At 40.0% G+C, this 23,839-nt stretch carries 28 protein-coding genes; 19 read left to right on the forward strand and 9 right to left on the reverse strand.

Going from position 1 to position 23,839, the window contains the following annotated elements; translation table 11 throughout:
* Window positions 1–32 precede the first annotated feature (32 nt).
* Window positions 33–659: a PspA/IM30 family protein gene (locus tag MHH44_RS06690; RefSeq protein WP_014824375.1), complete on the reverse strand. Its 627-nt coding sequence runs from the start codon at window positions 657–659 to the stop codon at window positions 33–35.
* A gap of 12 nt (window positions 660–671) precedes the next feature.
* Complete coding sequence (locus tag MHH44_RS06695) at window positions 672–1,025, reverse strand: lmo0954 family membrane protein (protein WP_340798111.1); 354 nt, start codon at window positions 1,023–1,025, stop codon at window positions 672–674.
* A gap of 237 nt (window positions 1,026–1,262) precedes the next feature.
* Between MHH44_RS06695 and MHH44_RS06700 the strand changes: the two genes are divergently transcribed.
* Window positions 1,263–1,484: a YneF family protein gene (locus MHH44_RS06700; protein WP_008408061.1), complete on the forward strand. Its 222-nt coding sequence runs from the start codon at window positions 1,263–1,265 to the stop codon at window positions 1,482–1,484.
* 145 nt (window positions 1,485–1,629) lie between these two features.
* Window positions 1,630–2,103 carry an S-ribosylhomocysteine lyase gene (locus tag MHH44_RS06705; protein WP_014824374.1) on the forward strand — a complete coding sequence of 158 codons (474 nt, stop codon included), beginning with the start codon at window positions 1,630–1,632 and terminating at the stop codon, window positions 2,101–2,103.
* A gap of 132 nt (window positions 2,104–2,235) precedes the next feature.
* Here MHH44_RS06705 and MHH44_RS06710 read toward each other — a convergent pair whose 3' ends face one another.
* The gene (locus MHH44_RS06710) at window positions 2,236–3,189 is read right to left on the reverse strand and encodes an alpha/beta hydrolase (protein WP_008408063.1); all 954 of its coding nucleotides are present in this window, start codon (window positions 3,187–3,189) and stop codon (window positions 2,236–2,238) included.
* 172 nt (window positions 3,190–3,361) lie between these two features.
* Between MHH44_RS06710 and MHH44_RS06715 the strand changes: the two genes are divergently transcribed.
* Complete coding sequence (locus MHH44_RS06715; RefSeq protein ID WP_014824358.1) at window positions 3,362–4,540, forward strand: acetyl-CoA C-acetyltransferase; 1,179 nt, start codon at window positions 3,362–3,364, stop codon at window positions 4,538–4,540.
* Between the two features lie 21 nt (window positions 4,541–4,561).
* Complete coding sequence (locus MHH44_RS06720; RefSeq protein WP_008408065.1) at window positions 4,562–4,816, forward strand: YqkE family protein; 255 nt, start codon at window positions 4,562–4,564, stop codon at window positions 4,814–4,816.
* A gap of 347 nt (window positions 4,817–5,163) precedes the next feature.
* On the opposite strand, the gene MHH44_RS06725 is transcribed toward MHH44_RS06720, so the two are convergent.
* Window positions 5,164–5,643 carry a VanZ family protein gene (locus MHH44_RS06725; protein ID WP_340798112.1) on the reverse strand — a complete coding sequence of 160 codons (480 nt, stop codon included), beginning with the start codon at window positions 5,641–5,643 and terminating at the stop codon, window positions 5,164–5,166.
* A complete protein-coding gene (locus tag MHH44_RS06730; protein WP_340798113.1) occupies window positions 5,640–6,530 on the reverse strand; it encodes an aldo/keto reductase in 891 nt (296 codons plus the stop codon). Before MHH44_RS06730 ends, MHH44_RS06725 begins: the two co-directional genes overlap by 4 nt.
* 88 nt (window positions 6,531–6,618) lie before the next feature.
* Between MHH44_RS06730 and MHH44_RS06735 the strand changes: the two genes are divergently transcribed.
* From MHH44_RS06735 to fur, 3 genes are all read left to right on the forward strand, one after another.
* Window positions 6,619–7,164, forward strand: coding sequence for an NUDIX hydrolase (locus tag MHH44_RS06735; protein WP_340798114.1), 546 nt, complete (start codon window positions 6,619–6,621; stop codon window positions 7,162–7,164).
* A gap of 66 nt (window positions 7,165–7,230) precedes the next feature.
* A complete protein-coding gene (locus MHH44_RS06740) occupies window positions 7,231–7,740 on the forward strand; it encodes a hypothetical protein (protein ID WP_008408069.1) in 510 nt (169 codons plus the stop codon).
* A gap of 64 nt (window positions 7,741–7,804) precedes the next feature.
* The gene (fur, locus tag MHH44_RS06745; RefSeq protein ID WP_008408071.1) at window positions 7,805–8,272 is read left to right on the forward strand and encodes a ferric iron uptake transcriptional regulator; all 468 of its coding nucleotides are present in this window, start codon (window positions 7,805–7,807) and stop codon (window positions 8,270–8,272) included.
* Window positions 8,273–8,670: 398 nt separating this feature from the next.
* Here the strand turns inward: fur and MHH44_RS06750 are convergent, their stop codons facing one another.
* From MHH44_RS06750 to MHH44_RS06760, 3 genes are all read right to left on the reverse strand, one after another.
* On the reverse strand, window positions 8,671–9,015 hold the full coding sequence (locus MHH44_RS06750; RefSeq protein WP_008408074.1) for a general stress protein: 345 nt from the start codon (window positions 9,013–9,015) through the stop codon (window positions 8,671–8,673).
* Between the two features lie 136 nt (window positions 9,016–9,151).
* Entirely contained in the window at window positions 9,152–10,468 is a 1,317-nt protein-coding gene (locus MHH44_RS06755; protein WP_339264075.1) for a hemolysin family protein, read from the reverse strand.
* 36 nt (window positions 10,469–10,504) lie between these two features.
* Window positions 10,505–10,900: a MerR family transcriptional regulator gene (locus MHH44_RS06760; RefSeq protein ID WP_306460343.1), complete on the reverse strand. Its 396-nt coding sequence runs from the start codon at window positions 10,898–10,900 to the stop codon at window positions 10,505–10,507.
* Window positions 10,901–11,090: 190 nt separating this feature from the next.
* Between MHH44_RS06760 and xerD the strand changes: the two genes are divergently transcribed.
* The 10 genes from xerD (at window position 11,091) to MHH44_RS06810 (ending at window position 21,839) form a co-directional block, all read left to right on the forward strand.
* A complete protein-coding gene (gene xerD, locus MHH44_RS06765; RefSeq protein ID WP_014824352.1) occupies window positions 11,091–11,993 on the forward strand; it encodes a site-specific tyrosine recombinase XerD in 903 nt (300 codons plus the stop codon).
* A gap of 141 nt (window positions 11,994–12,134) precedes the next feature.
* On the forward strand, window positions 12,135–13,313 hold the full coding sequence (deoB, locus tag MHH44_RS06770; protein ID WP_014824351.1) for a phosphopentomutase: 1,179 nt from the start codon (window positions 12,135–12,137) through the stop codon (window positions 13,311–13,313).
* A gap of 14 nt (window positions 13,314–13,327) precedes the next feature.
* Window positions 13,328–14,632 carry a pyrimidine-nucleoside phosphorylase gene (locus tag MHH44_RS06775; protein WP_340798115.1) on the forward strand — a complete coding sequence of 435 codons (1,305 nt, stop codon included), beginning with the start codon at window positions 13,328–13,330 and terminating at the stop codon, window positions 14,630–14,632.
* A gap of 152 nt (window positions 14,633–14,784) precedes the next feature.
* Window positions 14,785–16,557: a SulP family inorganic anion transporter gene (locus MHH44_RS06780; protein WP_340798116.1), complete on the forward strand. Its 1,773-nt coding sequence runs from the start codon at window positions 14,785–14,787 to the stop codon at window positions 16,555–16,557.
* Between the two features lie 231 nt (window positions 16,558–16,788).
* Window positions 16,789–17,151 carry an anti-sigma F factor antagonist gene (gene spoIIAA / locus MHH44_RS06785; protein ID WP_008408083.1) on the forward strand — a complete coding sequence of 121 codons (363 nt, stop codon included), beginning with the start codon at window positions 16,789–16,791 and terminating at the stop codon, window positions 17,149–17,151.
* Window positions 17,136–17,576: an anti-sigma F factor gene (spoIIAB, locus tag MHH44_RS06790; RefSeq protein ID WP_340798117.1), complete on the forward strand. Its 441-nt coding sequence runs from the start codon at window positions 17,136–17,138 to the stop codon at window positions 17,574–17,576. Before spoIIAA ends, spoIIAB begins: the two co-directional genes overlap by 16 nt.
* A 12-nt stretch (window positions 17,577–17,588) precedes the next feature.
* A complete protein-coding gene (locus MHH44_RS06795; RefSeq protein ID WP_079525741.1) occupies window positions 17,589–18,356 on the forward strand; it encodes a SigF/SigG family RNA polymerase sporulation sigma factor in 768 nt (255 codons plus the stop codon).
* 61 nt (window positions 18,357–18,417) lie between these two features.
* The gene (locus tag MHH44_RS06800) at window positions 18,418–19,863 is read left to right on the forward strand and encodes a spore germination protein (RefSeq protein WP_340798118.1); all 1,446 of its coding nucleotides are present in this window, start codon (window positions 18,418–18,420) and stop codon (window positions 19,861–19,863) included.
* Window positions 19,864–19,965: 102 nt separating this feature from the next.
* The gene (gene lysA, locus MHH44_RS06805; RefSeq protein ID WP_340798119.1) at window positions 19,966–21,285 is read left to right on the forward strand and encodes a diaminopimelate decarboxylase; all 1,320 of its coding nucleotides are present in this window, start codon (window positions 19,966–19,968) and stop codon (window positions 21,283–21,285) included.
* 194 nt (window positions 21,286–21,479) lie between these two features.
* The gene (locus MHH44_RS06810; RefSeq protein WP_340798120.1) at window positions 21,480–21,839 is read left to right on the forward strand and encodes a GNAT family N-acetyltransferase; all 360 of its coding nucleotides are present in this window, start codon (window positions 21,480–21,482) and stop codon (window positions 21,837–21,839) included.
* Window position 21,840: 1 nt separating this feature from the next.
* Here the strand turns inward: MHH44_RS06810 and MHH44_RS06815 are convergent, their stop codons facing one another.
* Entirely contained in the window at window positions 21,841–22,341 is a 501-nt protein-coding gene (locus tag MHH44_RS06815) for a DUF309 domain-containing protein (RefSeq protein ID WP_340798121.1), read from the reverse strand.
* Window positions 22,342–22,489: 148 nt separating this feature from the next.
* On the opposite strand from MHH44_RS06815, the gene MHH44_RS06820 reads away from it, so the two are divergent.
* Window positions 22,490–23,272 (forward strand): segregation/condensation protein A, encoded by a 783-nt coding sequence (locus tag MHH44_RS06820; protein WP_008408096.1) that lies wholly within the window; start codon window positions 22,490–22,492, stop codon window positions 23,270–23,272.
* Entirely contained in the window at window positions 23,238–23,828 is a 591-nt protein-coding gene (gene scpB, locus MHH44_RS06825) for an SMC-Scp complex subunit ScpB (protein WP_014824346.1), read from the forward strand. The genes MHH44_RS06820 and scpB overlap by 35 nt, the downstream gene beginning before the upstream one ends.
* Window positions 23,829–23,839: the final 11 nt, after the last annotated feature.

A 23,839-nucleotide genomic window follows, 5' to 3' on the forward strand; every position in this document is an offset into this window, starting at 1 on the left:
CACGATGCCTTCTCCTTTAACGCATTATATCATTATTTTTGCTGTTCTATGAGCTTTTGTTCTTTTTCAAGCTGTGCCAATCGAGCTTCAAAAGTAGTTATTTCATATTTACGCTCAATATTTTGTGATAATTCATCAATATAAGTTGATAGTTCATCGAAATTACCGGCATTGTCAGATGTAAGTACTTTATCCATCTGGTGGTTGGCACGCACAACATTTTCCTTGCCCATCAGCTCAAGTTGGCGCACTTTCATGTCTTTAATTTTATGTTTCATCGTTTCGAATTTGCGTTCCAGTGCAAAGTATTCAGTATTGGCCGCATCAATGCTTGCAAGAAGGGCATGCTTTCTGGCAGTGTAAGCTGTGACTTCTTCCTGTGCAAACGCAATCAGTTCAGCCTCTTCTGTCGAAAGTGCCAATTGAAGCTGTTTTTCACGCTTCTCAAGCATTTCGATTGTTTGGGAAAGCTGCAGTTCCAGTTCTTTTTTAAGCTGTGCCTGACGTGCAAGTAATTTACCTGTTTCTTCCGTTTGTTTTTCTGCTTCACGAATATAGTGGTTCAGCATTTTAATCGGGTTTTTGTCCACCTTTTTGTCAAACATATCATGTAAATCGGCCTGTATTGAATACTTAAATTTTGTAAATAAATTTTTCATTGTCCATCGCTCCTATTTATTTAAATTTGCCCATTCACGTTCAAAGTTTGTAAATGGATTTTCTTCCTCTTTTTTGCCTGGTAAAAATTCAATCTTTTCGTTTTTACGTGCTTTATAAAGATAAAACAATACGCCGATCGCAGCTAAACCGATAAAGCCCGGAATGTTTGATAATGCACTTACTAAACCGGCTAAAGCGACAACGAGGCTCATTACTTTTCCGAAAGTTGATTTACTTTCTGTGTAATAGTGCAGACCCGCTGCTAAAAGTGCTCCTGAGATTAATAAGCCGGCTACCGGTGCGAGCAGGCAAAGTGCGATGATCGCTGTGATGAAAGCCGCTGAATATAAGAAAAACTTTTTCATTATGTGTTCCTCCTTGTAGTTGATATGTTCATGTTACCGTAGATTTAAAAATCCGATAACGACCTGTTACTGTATTTTCATCTAGGTCTCGAGGCTGAGATGGACTCAGACGGCTATTTGCATGACTGAACTTCTGTCAGGAGAAGTTAAAATATATAGAAACGTAATAACTTTTATTGTATAATGCTTGTTGGAGAGTTTTTCTCGGTACATAAGTAGTGGAGGAGGTTGGACAAAATGGCTTTATGGTTAGGTATTACACTTATCGTCGTAGCTTTAATCGGGGGCGTGGCAATTGGGTTCTACGCGGCTCGTCAATATATGATGAAGTATTTAAAAGAAAACCCGCCAATTAATGAACAAATGATTCGCGTGATGATGGCACAAATGGGACGTAAACCGTCTGAAAAACAAGTGCGTCAAATGATGGCACAAATGAACAAGTTCCAAGATAAATAATAAAAAGTTGGACTACCTTTCGCATTCTATTGAGTGATGAAGGTAGTTTTTATTTTCTCTAAAACAAAATTCAGAATATTTTGTTGAAAAGGAAAATAATCTAGTCTATCCTTATATAGATTGTAAGTATTGGAGGGACAAATAAATGGCAACAGAAAAAACGAATGTAGAGAGCTTTGATTTAGACCATACGATAGTGGCTGCACCGTATGTACGGTTAGCAGGCACAAAGGAAGGGGCAAAGGGCGATGTCGTGACAAAATATGATATCCGCTTAAAGCAGCCGAATAAAGAACATATGGAAATGCCGGCACTTCATTCACTGGAGCATTTAATGGCAGACCGTATCCGCAATCATAGTGACGCAGTTGTTGATATCTCGCCAATGGGCTGTCAAACAGGCTTTTATGTCTCCTTTATGAACTATGATGACTACGAAGGTGTGTTGTCGATTTTGGAAAAGACTGTACAGGATGTGTTGGCGGCGACAGCTGTACCTGCCTGCAATGAAGTCCAATGCGGTTGGGCGGCAAGCCATAGTTTGGAAGGTGCACAGCAGTTGGCCAAAGAATTTTTAGCAAAACGCGATGAATGGCATATCGTTTTTAATAATGAATAGGTAATGTGAAGTGCCCTCAGATAAATGGGGGGCTTTTTTGTTTGGGCGGGGGATGAATAAGGGGAATTAGTTTCCGTCCCACTAAAAAAGCACTTCCTGTTCAATGACATGAACAGAAAGTGCTTATTACCTTTATAGTAAAGAATCCGTTATATTGCGGTATGCCGGTACATAGTCGTGCAAGAACTTGGCAACCGTTTGCTCATAATCACCCGGGTTATCATTGAATGATTTCGCATGCTCTCCTTTTTCAAACAGTTTCAGCATTTTAGGTTCAGGTTTTTGTTCGTACAGTTCTTCGGTCATAGAGGAAGGAATGAAATCATCCGGTGTACTGTGAATAAAGAGGACAGGTTTTTGAATGTGTTTCACTGCATCAATCGGCATCACTTCTTTAACAGAATAGCCATCGCGAATCCGCATGAAAAAGTCGGCAAAAGGGAGTGTATATTTCGAATCAATTGGTACAACACTTTCAAAAATCCGCTTTAATAGTTCTGGGAAGTTTGAAAAAGCACAGTCGGAAACATAGAAATCTGCATTATCGGCCAGCGTACCTGCATAGAGCAGGGTTGTAGCCGCACCCATTGATTCCCCGTGAATACCTAGCAGGGCGTCTTCCCCGGTAATAGTTCGGATTGTCTCAACTGCTGCCTGTAAATCGTATTTTTCATAATGGCCGTAACTTGTTGTTTTCCCTTGTGATTCTCCGTGACGGCGATGATCGTACACAAATGCATTAAAACCAAGACGTTCAAACATACGGGCATAGCGCATCGAGTTGATTTTATTTTCTGTGACACCATGACAGATAATCACTGTATTTTTCGTTTCCAGAGGTTTTAAATAGATGCCGCTTATTGTATAGCCATTTGGGGAATCGATCGTTAAAATTTCTTTTGGACAGCCTTCATACCATGCTTCGTCAAAGCGTTTTGCCGCTATTTCACGTTCACGGATGAAAGCATCGTCCTTTTTCTTTATATACATAATGTGATTTGTCATCACGACACCAGTGATCGTTGTAGCAGCTGCCAGCAGCGTTGTTACAATACTGCCAGATAAAAACAGTGTACGTTTTTTCATGAAAATCACTCCTTAATTAATTTAATATTTGATGAATTATTGTGATAAATCAACTAATATGTATCTATTTACTATTGGAAACTTTTGTGTGAAAAATACGAAATATTTGATAAAATCTTTGTAAGCTCATTTGCTCACAAAGGGACCATTCACAATAAAGGGGGATATATTCATGACAGAAGTTGTAATAGTAAGTGCAGTACGTACGCCAATTGGTGCTTTTCAGGGGGCATTAAAAGATATTTCAGCTCCGACTTTAGGGAGTATCGTAATAAAAGAAGCGTTAAATCGGGTTCAATTAGATCCGACGACAGTTGATGAGGTTATTATGGGGAATGTTCTCGCAGCAGGTTTAGGTCAAAACCCGGCAAGACAGGCAAGTATTCAGGCTGGTCTTCCATACACCGTTCCAGCGATGACAATTAATAAAGTATGTGGTTCAGGCTTAAAGGCCGTTCATTTAGCAGCACAAGCAATCATTGCCGGGGATGCAGATGTTGTTGTCGCTGGAGGCTTTGAAAATATGAGTCAAGCACCATATATTATGCGAAATGCAAGAGAAGGTTTCCGCATGGGCGATCAAAAAATTGTCGATACATTAATTCAGGATGGCTTATGGTGTGCATTTAATGATTATCATATGGGGATCACTGCTGAAAACCTGTGTGATCAATATAACATTTCGCGTCAGGAACAGGATGAATTTGCAGCACGATCACAGGCTCGTGCATCTGAGGCGATTTCTGCAAATAAATTTGCTGAAGAAATTGTACCGGTAGAAATTCCTCAACGTAAAGGGGATCCGATTCTATTTACACAAGATGAATATGTGAAACATGGAACAACAGCAGAAAAATTAAGCGGATTACGACCTGCTTTCAAGAAAGAAGGTTCGGTTACTGCAGGGAACGCTTCAGGTATTAACGACGGAGCTGCAGCGGTTGTTGTTATGTCAAAGCAGCGGGCTTTTGAATTAGGCCTTACACCACTGGCTACAATCGTCGCAAATGCGAGCGCTGGAGTTGATCCTTCTGTGATGGGAATCGGACCGGTAACAGCGGTCAAAAAAGTCCTGGCGAAAGCGAATGTAACATTGGATGAAATGGATTTAATTGAAGCGAATGAAGCGTTTGCAGCACAGGCGATTGCAGTTGATCGCGAATTGGCGTTCAATCATGATAAACTAAATGTAAATGGCGGGGCAATTGCACTTGGTCACCCAATTGGGGCAAGCGGAACACGTATTTTAGTTACTTTGTTACATGAAATGCAAAAACAAGATGCAAAATTAGGTCTTGCAACTTTATGTATTGGTGGGGGACAGGGTGTTGCAACAATTGTACAACGCTAAAATTAATTGTAGGTGAAAATAATGGCAAAAAAGAAACAGCAAAGAACGACGAATGAATTCGAGCTTCCAAAGGATAAGGCGGCAACATTGGCCGATCAGCTAGGCGGCGATGTATTGGCCAAGCTAAAGGCAGCGAAGCAGGAAATGGTGGCAGACGAAAAGGCGAAAGAGGAAGAACGTCTGGCAAAAGCGGCATTTGAACGAAAACAACGCGAAAAAAATATGAGCTTTGAAGAACTGTTAAATCAATACGGTGACAAAGGTTCAAAATTTTAACGGGTATCCGAAACGGCCCGCTAGAAGCTTAAACAGAAAATTCTTATTAAGAAACGGATTTTATAAAATTGATTGGAATGGAGGGCGAGTGTTCGTGCTGACGGTTTCACCTTTCGCACTGTGAAAACATTAGCTGACGGCTATGCCTTTCGCTACAAGCAAGCTTCCTGCGGGAATAGCGTGACGCCTGAGACTAGGAACAAAAGCTAAGAACGCCACGTCCTGTGGCAACGCTTTTGTGACCAACATCCTGTTGGCCTCACGCCCGCGGAAAGAGTCCCGGAATGGAAATCAATTTTTAAGCACAGCAAAAAGCCATTTTTCTCCCGGAGAAAAATGGCTTTTGGTTATGTCCTACCTACTTTTTTTAATACAACAAAAATAAGTTTTGCCAACACTAACAATGTCAGTGCGCCACATGCATCGAGTACGACATCTTCAACGAGGCCGCTGCGACCCGGGATCGTACTTTGGCGATATTCATCGAGACTTGCGATCAGTACGGTAGTAATAAAGGCAAGCAATGCTGCAAAGCGCCATTTCAGTTTCCGATACAAAATATAGACTATAACCGCTAATAAACCGTAGCCGAAAAAATGCGTTGCTTTCCGAATAAGAAATTCAAGGAATTGAAAGTAGCCGCGAGTATCGACTGATATAATTTTTCCCCAATAAGGAATTTCAAATTGACTTAACCATTCTTCAAATGGCTTGTCTTTTAAAAGGTCTTTTAACGCCGGAATAATCGTTTGCTGTTCATAGCTCATATTGGACATGACGATGACCACCATTACCCCGACAATGACAAGAGCAATCCATTTTTTCATCTATGCTCAGTGTAACGGTCGGTTTTCGTCCATTTGTCGATCTCCGAAATATTTTGCAGCGATTGCGCTTTTTCATAGGCATCCAGATTTTGTTTCAGTTGTGTAAGTGTACGCGCACCGATGACTGTTGAAGCAACCGTTGGATACTGTAAATTGAAAGCGAGGGCTGCTGCATGAACATCGCCGAATTGCTGTTCGATTTTCTGCAATACATCGTTTGCAGCCGCTTCATCGTAACTCATAAAGGGCTTTAAGCGTGTGCGCCATTCATTTGTCAGCAAGCCTTTTGCAATTGATCCGCGTATTACCACAGAAGCGCCAGTCTGTTGAATCAAATCGAAGAATTCACTTGCACGTTCATCAAAAATATTAAACTGCATCATATTGCTGATTGCATCACTGTTTTGCAGAAATGGCATGAACACATTCGGTCGGATGGAGGAAATGCCATATTCGCGAATAAGTCCTTCTTTTTTCAGGCTTTCAAATGTGTCGGTAATTCCTTCCCAATTATCTTCAGTCGTTCCGCCATGTAGCTGGTAAAGATCCAGGTAATCGGTCTGTAGACGCTGCAGACTGTCACGTACAGCTTTATTAATATAATTTGCGGACGTATCCCAGCCCCATCCTTCCTTTCCTTCTTCCCAACGATTTCCGACTTTTGATGCCAGGTAAATATTGTGGCGGTGTTGTTTCAGTGCAGTGCCAACAACTTTTTCATTTTCTCCCTTATTATACAGGTCTGCGGTATCAAAATAATTAATGCCTGCATCAATTGCAGCATGAATGACCTCTTCTGCTTCTGCTGGATTTGGAGGTAATGACATACAGCCTAGACTAATTTCAGAAATATGAAGATTGCTTGTACCTAATTGTCGTTTTTTCATCTTAATTTCCTCCCTGGTTCAATATTTTAGAAAAGCTCTTACTAATGGTACAATGAATAGAAGCAAGAGAACAAGTGGAGGCATGGTCATGAAAAAATTTGAAGAAAAAACAATTCAATCCCAACCTATTTATTCCGGGAAGGTTATTTCATTAAAAGTAGACGATGTATCGCTTCCGAATGGTGAAACAGGGAAGCGCGAAATTATTAATCATCCAGGTGCAGTTGCAGTAATTGCCATCACAGAAAACAATAAAATTTTACTTGTGGAACAATACCGTAAAGCTCTTGAACGTTCCATTATAGAGATTCCTGCCGGTAAGCTGGAAAAAGGGGAGGAGCCTATTGTAACGGCTCGCCGTGAGCTGGAGGAAGAAACGGGGTATACGTCTGATCATTTCGAATTTGTTCAGGCTTTCGCAACTTCCCCGGGATTTGCGGATGAAATTATTCATATTTACGTAGTCGAAAAGTTAAAAAAATTAGACATTCCGGTTGATTTGGATGAAGATGAATTTGTAGAGTTAATGGAAGTATCGCTGGAAGAAGCTGAAGCGATGGTTGCGGACGGCCGTATTTACGATGCCAAAACGGCTTTTGCGATTTTATGGTTGAAGTTAAAAATGAATATTTAAATCAATAATTGTTTACGCATAAGGACAATTTATGTGCATAAGTTGTATGGACAAGGAGGCGTCCAAATGCGTAAATATCTATATATTCAATATACTTCGATGATTGTCGTATGTTTCATTTGTGGTGTGGTATGTTATCAGTTATTCGATATTGGACAAGTGCAGCAAATTATTAAATATAGTGATCGTAGACTGCTCCAAATGGAAAAACCTGAACTGCTTTGGAGTGTAGTTCCTTTCATAGTTGCCTTAAGTATTGTATTATTCTTTTCGACACATAAATATTTGCCGCGTATCGGCCTTATTTTTATTGCGATTAAAGTAACATTTTTAGGCTTTAGCTCGGTCTATTTACTCGTACAGCATGAATCTATTAAACTCTATGCATTTTGGTGGTTTCCGTTTCAGTTAATATATTGTGTATTGTTAATTATGCTTTACCAAATAACAACTAAAACTACAAATAGACGAGCATTGAAAACGGTGATGCCATGGAAAAAGGTAATTTTCCTTATAGTGGTGATGATAATTGTTTTTGCAGTCGAATATTTAGCAATTACTTATTTATTTAAATAATCATTATCTTGTAATGAGATTTACTCATTTGGTATAATGAAAAGAGTTTAGGAGGGCGTCACATATGGAGAGCCGTATTGATCGAATTAAAAAGCAACTGCATAGTGCGAGCTATAAGCTGACGCCACAGCGAGAAGCAACAGTAGCGGTTTTATTGGAGCATGAGGAAGATCATTTAAGTGCTGAGGATGTTTACTTATTAGTAAAAGAAAAGGCACCAGAGATTGGACTAGCTACTGTATACCGTACACTGGAGCTTTTAACAGAGCTGAAAATTGTCGATAAAATTAATTTTGGTGATGGCGTATCCCGTTATGATTTACGTCAAGAGGGCGCGAAGCATTTCCATCATCATTTAGTTTGTATCGAATGTGGCGCAGTAGATGAAATTCAAGAAGATTTACTAGAAGATGTAGAAGAAATTGTGGAGAAACGTTGGAACTTTATTATCAAAGATCACCGTCTGACATTCCATGGCATCTGCTGGCGTTGTCATGACAATAATGACAACTCTGGAGACAGCGATGCATAATCTATAATCAAAAAAAGAGCAGCGTATCCAGCTGTTCTTTTTTTGTGTGTAAAAATAGAATTGAAGAATTCTATGTTCACTGGCTCGTTCGTGGAATAGACGGAGAAATCCAATTAGTTCTCAGCAGACAGTAAAAAAGAGGTTGAGACAGAAGAAGAAATTTCATTAACTAAGGAGAAAAACCTTATTAAGAAACGGATATTTTATAAAATTGATTGGAATGAAGGGCGACTCCTGCGGGAATAGCGTGACGCCTGAGACTACAGGCTCAGGCCACGCCCGCGGAAAGCGTCCCGGAATGGAAATCAATTTTTAACGCTCAGCAAAAAAATGCCATTTTTCTCTCAGAGAAAAATGGCATTTCTGGGTTAAGTCCCAACCTCTTTTAATATTTTTATTTATTTCCCAGGATGATGGGCAACAATCAAGACCTTACCGGCATCCAGATCATTCTTTGCTGATGCATGTTCACTTTCGCCTACACCAATATCAGCAAGCTGGTGGTGCAAATCTTCAGGAGTACTTTGGAAGAAGTTTTTGATCGATGCCAGGAATCCTTTGTCATCTTCTGTTGTTTCAGGCGTTTTGCTTGCATCCACATTGAAAAAGTCTGCAATGTCTTCTGCACGCTTGTTGCTGTTTGCGAAAACATGAATATGATCGCGATCATAGCCCTCGGTAATAAATGATTCGATTACTGATTTTGCTTGCACACCGTTTTCTACTGATTTGATAATTGCCATATATATACACTCTCCTTTTGTATGAATACTTATTGTATTCCCGAAGCTCTTACAATTAAAACGTTACGAGATTCATACTGTCGTATTAAACTTTCAGGAGAATGTGCATACAGATGAAAATTATCTTGGATACAGGTTACTGTTCAATAAGATCATGCACTTTTTTGATCTCTAAAAATTGTAGCTGATGGCCATCAATTTCATGGATCTTAAATGCATAGTTTTCAAATATAAATGTATCTTCAATATTCAGGTCAGGCATGTTTGTGAAGTACCAGCCGCCGATTGTATCAACATTCGCGTCTTCGATGTCCAGAAAGAGCAATTTAGAAATATCTTCAAGCAATACTTTCGAGTAGACTAAATAATGGTCTTCACCGATTTTCCGAATATCTGAAACTTCATCATCGTCAAACTCATCACGGATTTCACCAACAAGTTCTTCCAATATATCTTCAACGGTAATCATGCCGCTAGTACCACCGTATTCATCGAGCAAAATGGCAATGTGAATACGTTTTTTCTGCATAATCTGAAGTAAACTTTGAATAGGCGTTGTTTCAATTGTATGGATAACTGGATTGATGAAGTCTTCAAGCTTAAATGTTACCGGGTCAATCCTGTTATTCATACCAAGTGTTAAAAAATCTTTAATATTTAAAAAACCTAATATATTATCGCGGTCCCCATTGTAAACCGGGTAGCGGGTATAGCGTTCCTCTGAAACTTGTGTTAACACTTCCTCGAACGTTGCAGTTACATCGAAACCGATAATATCTGTTCGGGGAACCATAATTTCACGTGCGATTTTATCGTCGAATTCAAACACATTGTTTACATATTTTAATTCATTGACATTAATCTCACCGGATTTGTAGCTCTCCGATAGAAGCAGGCGCAATTCCTCTTCAGTATGTGAGAGTTCATGTTCGCTCGCTGGTCGCATACCGAACAATTTTAATAATAAACGTGCAGAACCATTTAATAGCCAGATTAAAGGGAACATAAGCTTATAGAATAATTGAATAGGCTTTGCGAATGCCAGTGTAATAGCTTCTGCTCTTTGAATAGCAATCGTTTTAGGTGCAAGTTCACCTACAACTACGTGGAAGAATGTCGCTAAAAAGAATGCGCCACCTAATGTAAACCAATGAATATATTCTGTGCCAATTCCGATCGATTCGAACAGTGGGTGAAGTATAAACTCAAATGTGGATTCACCGACCATACCGATTCCTAGTGCTGTTACCGTAATACCTAATTGACAGGCCGATAAATATTCATCAAGGTGGGTTGTTACATTTTTAGCTGAAATGGAACCGGCTTTACCTTCAGCTACAAGTTGGTCAATACGGGATTGACGTACTTTTACGATTGCAAATTCCGTTGCAACGAAAAAGGCAGTAAAAGCGATTAAAACCGAGAAAATAATTAAGTTAATGATTGTGGTCAAACGAGCGTCCTACTCACGAAGTAGAACGTTCACCTCCTAGTTATTTAAAATTAATAATAGTGATTGCATGAGTGCAACACTTTCAGGCGACACTTTTTTTCGAAGCTTCTGCCGCTCTTTGTCATCTAAATGCTCCATTAATACCGTTACATCATGTTCAAGCTTACGCATTTGCAATCGAATATCCTGAATATCAATTTCTTCGGGTTCTTCTTTAGAAGGGCCAAGTAAGCTGTGAATCTCTTCAAGGCATTTGCCAAGCTTCTTCTGCTCTTCAATCCAGTGTATACGCTCAATCATCTCTTTATCATAATAGCGATAATTGGATGCCGAACGTTCAACTTTTAGAAGGCCCAAATTCGTATAATAATCAATAGTTCGTTTTGTTACACCTGTTGCTGCAGCAAGCTCTCCGATTTTTAGTTTGTCGATCCCAAATTATCACCTCTATCTGTCACGTTTTACTTTCAAGAATACCGCAAATAGTACATTTTGTAAATGGAAGCTATTACATATGAACAGTGTGTTTTGTTGAAAAAATGGATCATCGAAGGATAAAACAACACTTCAATTGTACGAAAATGGTAATATAGATGTATAGAATGCAAGAGGGGCGATTTTTATGCAAGCTTTAAAAGATTCAATAGAAGATTATCTACATTTTATTAAAGTGGAACGGCAGCTTTCTGATAATACACTACAATCCTATAAGCGTGATTTAGTCGCATATGCCCGTCACATCCATTATGAACAGCAGATTATGGAATTTGATAACGTTATGCGCGAACATATTTTGCTTTATTTGGACAGCTTACGTTCTGTAGGGAAGTCATCGAAGACGATTTCAAGACAAATTTCATCGATTCGTTCCTTTCATCAGTTTTTATTGAGGGAAAAGGTGACAAATCAAGATCCTACCGTTCATTTGGAAATGCCTAAAAAAGAACTGTCCTTACCAAAAGTATTATCAATAGAAGAAATTGATGCACTTTTGACAGCACCGTCCGTTGAAAAACCACAGGGCACGCGGGATATAGCGATTTTGGAAATGATGTATGGTTCCGGTATGCGTATAAGCGAACTGATTGACCTGAACTTGGAGGATGTTCATTTGACGATGGGCTTTGTCCGTGTGTTTGGTAAAGGCGGTAAAGAGCGGATTATTCCACTCGGTCGAAGTGCGATTCAGGCATGTATCAATTATTTGGAACAGGCACGGCCTCAGCTTTTAGGTGATGCATTAAAAAATGATGCGTTTTTCATTACACAGAGAGGGAAAAGATTCACAAGACAAGGCTGCTGGAAGATCATTAAAGAGCATGCAGCTACAGCAGGTATTTCCAAAGAGATTACACCGCATGTTCTGCGTCATTCCTTTGCGACACATCTGATAGAAAACGGGGCAGATCTACGTGCAGTACAGGAGCTTTTAGGACACGCAGATATATCGACGACCCAGATTTATACACATGTAAGCAAAACTCGTTTATCGGAAGTATATAAACAATTCCATCCGCGTGCTTAAAAACGGCATAAACACGTAAGACTAATGGGAAGCTTACTTTTTTCTATTAAAAATAATTCTTTCTGAAATCGGATGTCTGACCTTTACTTTATTTAGACGTTTTATGTAAAATAGAATGAAAGAAGAGGAGTTGAAAGCATTATGCAACCGTTTAAAAAAATACATGTAATTGTAATGGACTCTGTTGGTATCGGTGAAGCACCGGATGCCGATAAATTTGGCGATGCTGGCTCAAATACATTAGGACATATCGCAGAAAAAATGAATGGCTTAAATATGCCGAATATGGAGAAATTGGGTTTATCGAATATTCGTGAACTTAAAGGGATTAATAAAACTGAAGAACCGGCTGCATTTTACGGCATGATGCAAGAAGCATCTGTTGGTAAAGATACAATGACGGGTCACTGGGAGATTATGGGGCTTAACATCGATACGCCGTTTAAAGTATATCCTGAAGGCTTTCCTGAAGAACTGATTTCTAAGTTGGAAGCTGCAACTGGCCGCAAAGTGCTTTGTAATTTACCGTACAGTGGAACCGCTGTCATTGACGATTACGGTCCGGAACATATGGAAACAGGTGCAATTATTGTGTATACATCGGCAGACCCGGTTATGCAAATTGCAGCACATGAAGAAATTATTCCAGTAGAAGAACTTTATAAAATTTGTGAAATTGCACGTGAACTAACGTTGGACGCTGAATTTTTAGTAGGTCGTGTCATTGCCCGTCCGTTCGTTGGCCAACCAGGCAATTTTACGCGTACATCAAACCGTCATGACTATGCATTAACGCCATTTGGACGCACAACAATGGCTGAAATGAAGGACTCGAATCTTGATGTGATTGCAATCGGTAAAATCTCGGACATCTTTAATGGTGACGGGGTAACAGAAGCGATCCGTACGAAAGACAACACGGACGGTATGGATAAGATGGCGGAAGTTGTTCGTCGTGATTTCCATGGCATTAGCTTCTTGAACCTAGTGGACTTCGATGCGAATTTTGGACACCGACGTGATCCAATTGGCTATGGTCAAGCATTGGAAGAATTTGACCGTCGTTTACCGGAAGTTCTGGATGCTTTGTCAGCAGATGATTTGCTGATTATTACGGCAGATCACGGGAACGACCCGACATTCCCTGGTACAGACCATACACGTGAATACGTACCATTAATTGTTTACTCACCGCGCTTTACAGCTGGGGCAGAATTAGAGTTACGTGAAACATTTGCGGATATTGCAGCAACAATTGCAGATAATTTTAATATTGCGGCACCGCAGTTCGGAAAAAGCTTTTTAGCAGAGCTGAAATAAGGAGGATTTTCCACATGAGAATGGTAGATATTATTGAAAAAAAACGTAACGGCGAAGAGTTGACAACCGCTGAGATTCGCTTCTTTGTAGAAGGATATACTGATGGCACGATTCCTGATTATCAGGCAAGTGCGTTATGTATGGCTATTTACTTTCAGGATATGACAGATCGCGAACGCGCGGATTTAACAATGGCAATGGTTGAGTCTGGTGATCAAATAGACCTTTCTTCAATTGCTGGTGTAAAAGTAGACAAGCATTCAACAGGCGGAGTTGGCGATACAACGACATTACCATTAACTGCAATGGTAGCAGCTGTCGGTGTTCCGGTAGCAAAAATGAGTGGTCGCGGTTTAGGTCATACAGGCGGTACGATCGATAAGCTTGAGGCGATTGAAGGTTTCCACGTTGAGTTATCAAGTGAAGAGTTTTCAAAACAGGTAAATGATATCGGAATGGCTGTAATTGGTCAATCAGGTAACTTAACACCAGCAGATAAAAAGCTTTATGCGCTACGTGACGTTACAGGAACAGTTTCAAGCATTCCGCTAATTGCCGGTTCAATTATGTCGAAGAAAATTGCTGCAGGTGCAGATGCGATTGTCCTCGATGTTAAAACTGGTGACGGCGCATTTATGAAAACAGTTGAAGATTCAATTAAATTGGCTGAAGCGATGGTGAAAATCGGAAACAGCGTTGGTCGTAAAACAATGGCGATTATTTCTGATATGAGTCAACCTTTAGGATATGCAATCGGAAATGCCCTTGAAGTTCAGGAAGCAATCGATACATTAAAAGGTAAAGGTCCAGCTGATTTAAATGAACTTTGCTATACATTAGGCTCTCAAATGGTTGTTGTTGGCGGAAAAGCAAAAACAATCGAAGAAGCTCGAAAAATGCTGGAGGAAGTTGTTGCAAGTGGAGCAGCATTGGAAGTACTGAAAAAATTCATCGCTGCACAAGGCGGAAATGCTTCAGTCGTTGATGACCCATCCCGTTTACCTCAGGCTAAATTCAAATTTGATGTACCTGCAAAACAGGCAGGCTATGTCTCAAAAATTGAAGCGGATGATATCGGAACAGCTGCAATGCTTCTTGGTGCAGGTCGTGCAACGAAGGAATCTGAAATTGACTTAGCGGTAGGGCTTGTCCTTCATAAAAAAGTAGGCGATCAGGTCGAAGTAGGCGAATCGCTTATGACAATTCATGCCAATACAGAAGATGTCGACGCAGTATTGGAAAAGATTTATGCACATGTATACATTTCTGCAGAAAAAGTCGAAACACCGAAATTAATCGAAGCCATTATTACACAATAACAAAAATTAAGAGTCTTTCGCAGTCCAGTATGGGTTACGGAAGACTTTTTTGTGCTTTAAATATTTTACAAATATGTTAAACTAAGAAGTATATTACTGCTTAAGGTAATAAAAATTCTGTTTTATGAATATTTATAAGAAGAAGGGATACTATGAAAGTTAAGTGGTCGAGAAGATTTGAAGGCTATTCATTCGCCCATTTCAAAAAGGATTTGTTATCCGGGACGATTGTCGGGATTATTGCTGTACCGCTGGCGATGAGTTTTGCCATTGCCTCAGGGGTCAAACCGGAATACGGCATTTACACGGCAATTATCGCAGGTATTTTAATTTCCTTATTAGGAGGTTCAAAATTCCAAATTGGCGGTCCGACAGGTGCTTTCGTTCCGGTTTTGCTTGGGGTTGTGCTCGTTTACGGGTATGAGAACTTGCTCATCGCAGGTTTAATGGCGGGGGTTATGCTGCTGCTGATGGGGATTTTCAGGATGGGGTCACTGATCAAATTTATCCCGAGGCCTGTTACAGTAGGCTTTACAGCAGGAATTGCCGTCATTATTTTTACTGGACAAATCGGAAATTTTTTAGGGTTAACCAATATGGAGCAGCATGAGGAGTTTCATATGAACGTTTATGAAATCGCTTCCAATATTGATACCGTTAATTTTTATAGTTTACTTGTTGCAATGATAAGTTTCGCATTCATACTTATGGCACCGAAAGTTTTACCGAAAGTACCGGGTGCCCTTATCGGCATAATTGTGTCCTCTGTTGTAACGGTACTTTTTTTACAGGGGGATGTTGCCACAATTGGCTCCACATATGGTGCAATACCGAATACACTTCCTCAGTTCCACATACCGGAAATAACATTTGAACGTATTTACATGCTCATCGGACCGGCGTTTGTCATTGCAATGCTCGGCGGGATTGAATCGCTGTTATCGGCGGTTGTTGCAGACGGCATGACGAACAGCAAACATAACAGTAACCGGGAACTGATCGGGCAAGGGGTTGCCAATATTGTGACACCGTTTTTTGGAGGAATACCTGCTACCGGGGCAATTGCACGAACGGCTACTAATATTAAATCCGGTGCTGTTTCGCCAATGTCAGGGGTAATCCATGGGATCTTCGTTTTAGTCACGCTATTATTGCTCGCGCCATTCGCGGTACATATCCCACTTGCGAGTTTAGCACCTGTACTCATGATGGTCGCATGGAATATGAGCGAACGGCACCATTTCGCGCACATTCTAAAATTGAAATCCGGAGATTCGCTTGTTCTATGTATTACATTTTTACTGACAGTATTTATGAGCTTAACGGTTGCTGTAATGGCTGGACTCATTTTAGCGGTGATCCTATTTGCGAAAAGCATGAGCGATAGCCTGACTGTTTCCAAAGTACTGCCGAATTTGGACAGGGAGAACGGTAAGGTGCATCCTCAGATTGTACCGGATTTTCATGATTGTCCGCAAATCAGTATTTATACAATAGAAGGTCCTCTATTTTTTGGCGCTGCCGAAAAGTTTGAACAGACAATGCTGAAGACAATACAGCAACGTCCGAAAGTGTTTATCCTTCGTATGCGAAAAGTGCCGTATATCGATTCGACAGGGGAAGAATATTTCCGCAATATCCTTCAAAATATAAACTCTTACGGTGGTAAAGTTTTCGTAACAAATGTTCAGCCAGGATTAGAGCAAATGCTAAAGCGAAGCGGTTTGTATGATTTAATGGAAGCGGAACATTTTTATAATACGACAAGTGACGCAATATCAGCGGCATGCCAGTATATCGAGGTGAATAATTGTATTGGATGCACACATTATGCGTTTAAAGAATGCCAATTGCTAGCAAATGGCATCCCGCTATCGGAGCATGAAGTGCAGGCACAGAATAAATTGACCGAAGCCACAATATAACATGTATAAATTTCTGAAAAAGAACAAAGAATAAGAGACTGAATGGAAAGGTAATACTTTCTGTTCAGTCTCTTTTTTCATGTGCAGGATGATTAAAAATAGACCGCGTTACCTATACTGATTTTAGTTGTCGCAGGAGCACTATTTTTAACGAATGAACACTAGTTTTGTCAGCTAGATAGGATTATTTCTGAACTTGCCGAATTTGCATGCAAGAAGGAGGCGATGTAGGTGAACTTTAATTTAACGATGTATCCAAATGATGTATTGATTGTCCAACTATTTGGCGAACTGGATCATCATGAGACAGAAAAAGTGAGAACACATATATCGAAAGCTATTTTACAAGGAAATGTAAAATTACTCGTCTGGAATTTAGAGCATTTGCATTTTATGGACAGTTCCGGAATTGGATTAGTGCTTGGCAGAATGCGAGAACTCCGAGCTGTCGATGGACAAACAATTTTGTTAAATCCGTCAAAAACGATGCAGAAAATATTCCAGTATTCCGGTTTAGGAAATCTCATACAATTTGCATCTGAACAGCAAGTTATTTCACACAGCGAGGGGGATTGTCAATGGATAACGAAATGACGCTAACTTTTTTGGCGCGCAGTGAAAATGAAGGGTTGGCACGTATTGCCGTCACAAGCTTTTTGGCACAACTCGATCCGACAATTGAAGAGCTATCGGAATGTAAAACAATCGTATCAGAAGCTGTATCGAATGCCATTATCCATGGTTATGCCGATAATCCGCATGGCATTATTACGGTTTATGCGGTTCGTTACGGTTCGGAAGTCAGTGTGACAATTAAAGATGAAGGTTGCGGAATTGAAGATATCGAACAAGCACGTGAGCCATTATTTACAACGAAGCCGGAGCTTGAACGTTCCGGAATGGGCTTTACAATTATGGAAAGTTTTTCGGATTTCCTGCAAGTAGAATCCGTACTAGGAAAAGGCACAGTCGTAACATTCACAAAACAAATTTTGCCAATAGGGACACTCGTGACATAACGAAATAAGGGGATGGGGAACATCGAGCAGTCATCTGAAACGTTATTAACGCAAGCTTATATGCGTGAACTAATCGCAAAGTCACAACAAGGCGATCAAGTTGCGAGAAAAACGATGATTGAAGGAAATACTAGACTTGTTTGGTCTATCGTTCAACGCTTCGCATCAAGGGGTGTTGAACTGGAAGATTTGTTTCAAATTGGCTGTATTGGCTTAATGAAATCGGTTGATAAATTCGACTTGTCCTATGAAGTGAAATTTTCCACATATGCAGTGCCGATGATTATTGGGGAGATTCAACGTTTTTTAAGAGATGACGGTATGGTAAAGGTAAGTCGTTCTATTCGGGAATTGAATTACAAAATTCGTCATGCGACTGATGACTATTTAAAAACGAATGAAAAACCTCCATCTGTTGCAGAGCTGGCTGAAATCTTGCAAGTTTCACAAGAAGATATTTTATTGGCAACTGACGCGATGCGTGATCCGGCTAGTTTGCATGATCAGCTCTTTGAAAATGATGGAGATTCCATTACATTAATGGATCAGATGCGGGACGATAAGTCTGAGCTTGCATTTGACTACGTTCCATTAAAAGACATGTTGAAGAGACTAGGGAAACGGGAACAATCGATCATTTATTTCCGCTATTATCTGGATTTAACCCAGACGGAAATTGCCGATCGTCTCGGTATCTCACAAGTACAAGTATCACGATTGGAAAAGAAAATACTAGCCCAGTTGAAATCATGGATGGATCAGTCTACATTAAGCAGATAAGTTAAGTGACCCGCAATTACTCCATGGTGTATTAGACTAAATATGAATAAGCGGTGAAAAAATGACAAATCAGCTTTTTACATCAATGAAAATTGCAGAAGGCTTCTTCAATTCAAAATTTGAGCCAGAGAAGAACTTTGATTTATGTATTAAAGAAATTACGATAAAAAATTTACCGACATTAATGGTATATGTGAGCGGTCTCATCAATGGAGACAGTCTGACGGAAATACTGTCTGATTTACAACGGGACAACGATGATGAAGAAATACTGGATGAACAGGATTATTTTCACGCCCACTTCAACTTCTTCGGAGTAGATTTAGCGTCGTCGATTGATGACTTTATGCTCGGAGTTTTAAGTGGGCGAGTAGGGTTTGTTACGAAAAGCGGTTACTGCTATTTGACGGAATTTCGGAATTATCCGGGACGGAATCCGGAAGAACCGGATAATGAAAAGGTTATTCGCGGTTCGCGGGATGGTTTTGCAGAAAATATTATTTTGAATACGGCACTGATTCGTCGACGGATTCGAAGTGAAAAGCTGCGATTTCATATGCACCACGTAACGACCTATGGCCAGACAGATATCGTACTTTCGTATTTGGATGATCTGGTAAACGAACGTCATTTAGAATGGATCCGTGAACGGCTTCAGCAAATTGATCATGATGGATTAACGATGAGTGACAAATCGTTGGAGGAATGGCTGTTTAAGCAAAAATATCATCCTTTGCCGTTTGTCCGTTATACGGAGCGGCCTGATATTGTAGCCGCCCATATTTTAGAGGGGCATATTGCGATAATGGTCGATACATCGCCTTCTGTCATGCTTGTCCCTGTCACGATGTTCCATTTGCTGCAGCATGCGGAAGAATATCGTCAGGCGCCGCTGGTCGGTACGATAATGCGGTTCCTTCGTTTTGGAGCGGTTATTTTAAGCTTTCTTTTACTTCCTTACTGGTATTTACTCGTTACACATCCGGAGCTGCTCCCCGATAGGTTAGCGTTTATCGGGATAAATGAGAAAGGTGAAATTCCTATATTCCTGCAAATATTAATTGCGGATATCGGGATTGAATATTTGCGAATTGCAGCGATTCATACACCAACACCGTTATCGACCGCAATGGGACTGATCGCCGGTATTATCATCGGGCAAATTGCGATCGATGTTGGACTATTTTCAAGTGAAATTGTCCTCTATACTGCGATTACTGCCATTTTTACATTTGCGATTCCAAACTACGAATTGAGTATTTCGGTGAAAGTGTTCCGTTTGATTCTATTAAGCGCAACCGCTTTATTTGGAATTAATGGATTCTTTATTGGGGCGTTCCTGATTTTCACTTATTTATGTTCATTAAAACCGATGAATGTGCCGTATTTATGGCCGCTTGTACCGTTTTTCCCGAAGGCATTCGCTCGTGTTGTTATTCGAACACCGATGTCGGAAGATGCACCAAGGCCATTTATCGTGAACGCAAAAAAGCGAAAACGTGTATAAACATGAATTGCATCACTTTGACACCTATGTTAAAGTTCTCATATAATATTTTGTGATTTTTGAGAATATTAGCGAGGATTAGCTAAGTCAGGGGAGAATACGATGCATTTATATGGAACACAGCAAATTAATGAACTCGGTCATTTAACAATTGGCGGGGTAGATACAATTGAATTGGCAAAACAATACGGGACACCGTTATTCGTTTATGATACAGCGTTAATTCGTAAACGTTCACGCGGCTTTATCGGTACATTTGAACAATTAGGTGTAAAAGCGCAAGTTGCCTACGCATCTAAAGCATTCGCCTGTGTTGCGGCATATCAGTTAGCTGCGCAGGAAAATCTGTCGCTGGATGTTGTATCAGGCGGAGAACTTTATACAGCGATTAAAGCTGGATTCCCGGCAGATCGCATTCATTTCCATGGCAATAATAAATCAGTTGCCGAGCTTGAATTGGCGTTTGAAACGGGAATCGGTTGTATTGTAGTCGATAACTTTTACGAAATTTCGTTAATTAAAGAAATCGCACAGCAGAAAAATCAGAAAATGAAAATTTTATTGCGTGTAACACCAGGTGTTGAAGCACATACACATGATTTTATTACAACAGGTCAAGCAGATTCTAAATTTGGCTTTGACTTAAATAATGGCCAGGCTGATGAGGCATTTAAGCAAGTAGTAAGCGATGAACATATCGAGCTATTAGGTTTACATTGCCACATCGGCTCTCAAATTTTTGAAACAGAAGGCTTTAGTTTAGCAGCGGGCAAAGTAATGCAAAAAATGGGTGCATGGAAAGAACAGCACGGTTTTGATGCACAAGTACTGAATCTGGGCGGTGGCTTCGGTATCCGCTATACTGAAGAGGACAAGCCTTTGGAACCTCATGAATATGTGGCGGATATGATTCGAACAGTTCAGGAGGAAAGTAAAAAGCTGAATTTGGCAATGCCGGAAATTTGGATTGAGCCAGGCCGTTCTTTAGTTGGAGATGCAGGTACATCACTGTACACAATCGGTTCTCAGAAAACGGTGCCAAATGTGCGTGAATATATTGCGGTTGATGGCGGGATGAGCGATAATATTCGTCCGGCACTTTACGATGCAAAATATGAAGCGATTATCGCCAACAAAGCAAATGACCCAAAAACAAGTACATACACTGTTGCAGGTAAGCTATGTGAGTCAGGAGATAAGTTAATTATTGATGCGTCATTACAAAATGCACATACCGGTGATATTTTAGCGATGTTCTGTACGGGGGCATACGGTTATTCGATGGCATCAAACTATAACCGTGTTCCAAGACCGGCCGTTGTATTCGTTGAAAACGGGGAGCACCAATTAGCGATCAAACGTGAAAGCTATGAAGATTTAGTGGTAAATGATTTACCGTTAACATTAACAAAGGGTGAATAGTCGTTGAAATTATCCAGGCAAGCTAAATGGGGTTTCGGTCTATTCATTGGAATTGTGGTTTGGTCGCTGTTGTTCATTTACATTATTAGTCCGCTAATTTACAAATTTTCAAACTGAACGTTGGAAAATTGTGTTATTGCAATTCGGTCGATCTTTTGATAGGATGTGCAATGGTAGAATTGAGGGAATGTAAAATGTTAGTTCGATATAAAAAAGCACTTGAAAAAATTGCAATGGGATTAATTTCGTTAATGCCACAGGAAAAAGACATTAAACGCTTAATGGAAACCATTCAACAATATGAACAAAAAGAAAATTGGACACTCTTCTTATGGAAAAATGGCGAAGAATATGTAGGGGCTATAGGGATTGCAGAAGAAAAAGATACTGCAGTCGTTCAACATATTACAGTCATTCCATCGTATCGCGGTGAAGGTGTCGCATTGAAAATGTTACATGAACTGCGGAGTATGGGATATGAGCATATTCAAGCAAATGAAGATACAAGTGCATTTGTCCAAAAATGTATACCTATATTAAAAGAAGTCGACTAATTTACTGTCGACTTCTTTTTTTTAATTCTCGTGCTTCAAGTATTTCCGTCCGGTCCCGAAGCATATGTTTATTGAATAGAAAGTGTGAATCCATAAGAGGAATCGCCTTTATTCTCTGTTGCACTTTTTCTTGCAGCTGCCGATCTGTAATAGGGAGTTTGAAATGTTTAAATGGTTCATTTTCCTGTATTTTTCGGTGCTGATTTTTCATTATCAGGAGCAGTTGTTTTAAATCAATAAACTCGAAAAATTCACTATTGCGATTGAGCTCAAAATTAAGAATGGCTTTCTCTATTATGCGTGCAGCGCCAGTTACGTTTGACCGTCGCCAATGGTACATACCTGTCGCAAGCTGGACATAGCCTACTAGCGGATGAAGCTTTTCTTTTGGTGCAATTTCCTTCCAATATTCTTCTAAAACTTCATGGCATTCAAAATAGTCATTATTGCCGTTGAAATAGGCGCAATAATCGATAAATAGTGGATGAAACAAAGGATGCATTGTTGTCCCCTTTCCTCTATACTAATTAAATAGGTTCTGCTATATTTTGTTGAATTTTGACGAATAAAGTAACTAGCAAAACGTAAAATTAATCATAGCGCGAATTAGATGCTAATGATAATTTCCGATTAACGATAGGTGGTATTTTATGTCTTACGAAGTGAAACTAGACGCCTTTAGTGGGCCACTAGATTTATTATTGCATTTAATTCATCGTTTGGAAATTGATATATATGATATTCCAATGGCGGAATTAACGGAACAGTATATTGATCACATCCATGCGATGCAAACATTGGAACTGAATGAAGCGAGCGAATATTTAGTAATGGCCGCAACATTATTGGCGATTAAAAGCCGTATGCTCATTCCGATTAATGAAAATGAAATCGATGCAGAGGAGCTCGAAATTGATGAGGTCGATCCACGGGAAGAGCTTGTTGCACGTTTAATCGAATATAAAAAATATAAAGAAGCAGCTGTCCAACTTCAGGAATTGGAAACAGAACGTGGGCAAGTGTTCACGAAAGCGCCAGCGGACTTGTCGGAATTTATGCCGGAAGAACAATTAGCGCTTTTTGATCAAAATGTAAATGTTTACGATATGTTAAGTGCGTTTCAAAAACTAATGCGTCGTAAACAATTAAAAAAACCGTTGTCAACGCGCATCGCAAGACAGGAAATTTCAGTGAAGGAACAAATGCGTTCCGTTGTAAGCATTTTAAAAAATGCAGGCGGAAGAGTGATGTTCTCGCAATTGTTTGAAGCAGAGGATAAGCCAATGCTTGTTTTGACGTTTTTAACATTACTGGAATTAATGAAGCGCCAAGTGATTTTTGTCGAACAACAAAATAACTTCGATGATTTATCCGTATTATTGACAAAGGAGGAGATCAATGATGAATACGAACAACTTACTGAGCCGAATTGAAGCACTGTTATTCGTAGCTGGTGATGAAGGTATGACCGTTAAACAACTGGCACAATATATAGAAGTAGAGCCAATGGATATTGAAGCAGGATTAAGCGAACTCCTGTCTCATTACAATGAGGAGGAAATGCGGGGGATTACATTAAAACAACTTGCCGGTACATATCAGTTAACAACAAAACCGGAAGTAACCGACACGTTAAAAAAATTAATTGAAAACCCGACAAATCAAGTATTAACCGCTGCTTCATTAGAGGTTCTGGCAATTATAGCGTATAAGCAGCCGATTACGCGCGCGGAAGTGGAAGATCTGCGCGGGGTGAAAAGCGAACGTCCGATTGCAACACTTGTTTCAAGGGCGCTTGTACAGGAAGTTGGCAGAGCGGAAGGAACAGGACGGGCAATCTTATATGGGACGACAAAAGAATTTCTGAATTATTTTGGGTTAAAAAACATTAAAGAATTGCCGCCGTTACCGGAAGAAGTCGATCAGGAAGATGATCAGCCGACAGATTTATTTTTAACGAAGTTCCAGGAAACATTTAACCAAAATTAAAGGAGTGGCCT

Source organism: Solibacillus sp. FSL K6-1126 (assembly GCF_038003445.1).
GTDB lineage: Bacteria > Bacillota > Bacilli > Bacillales_A > Planococcaceae > Solibacillus > Solibacillus silvestris.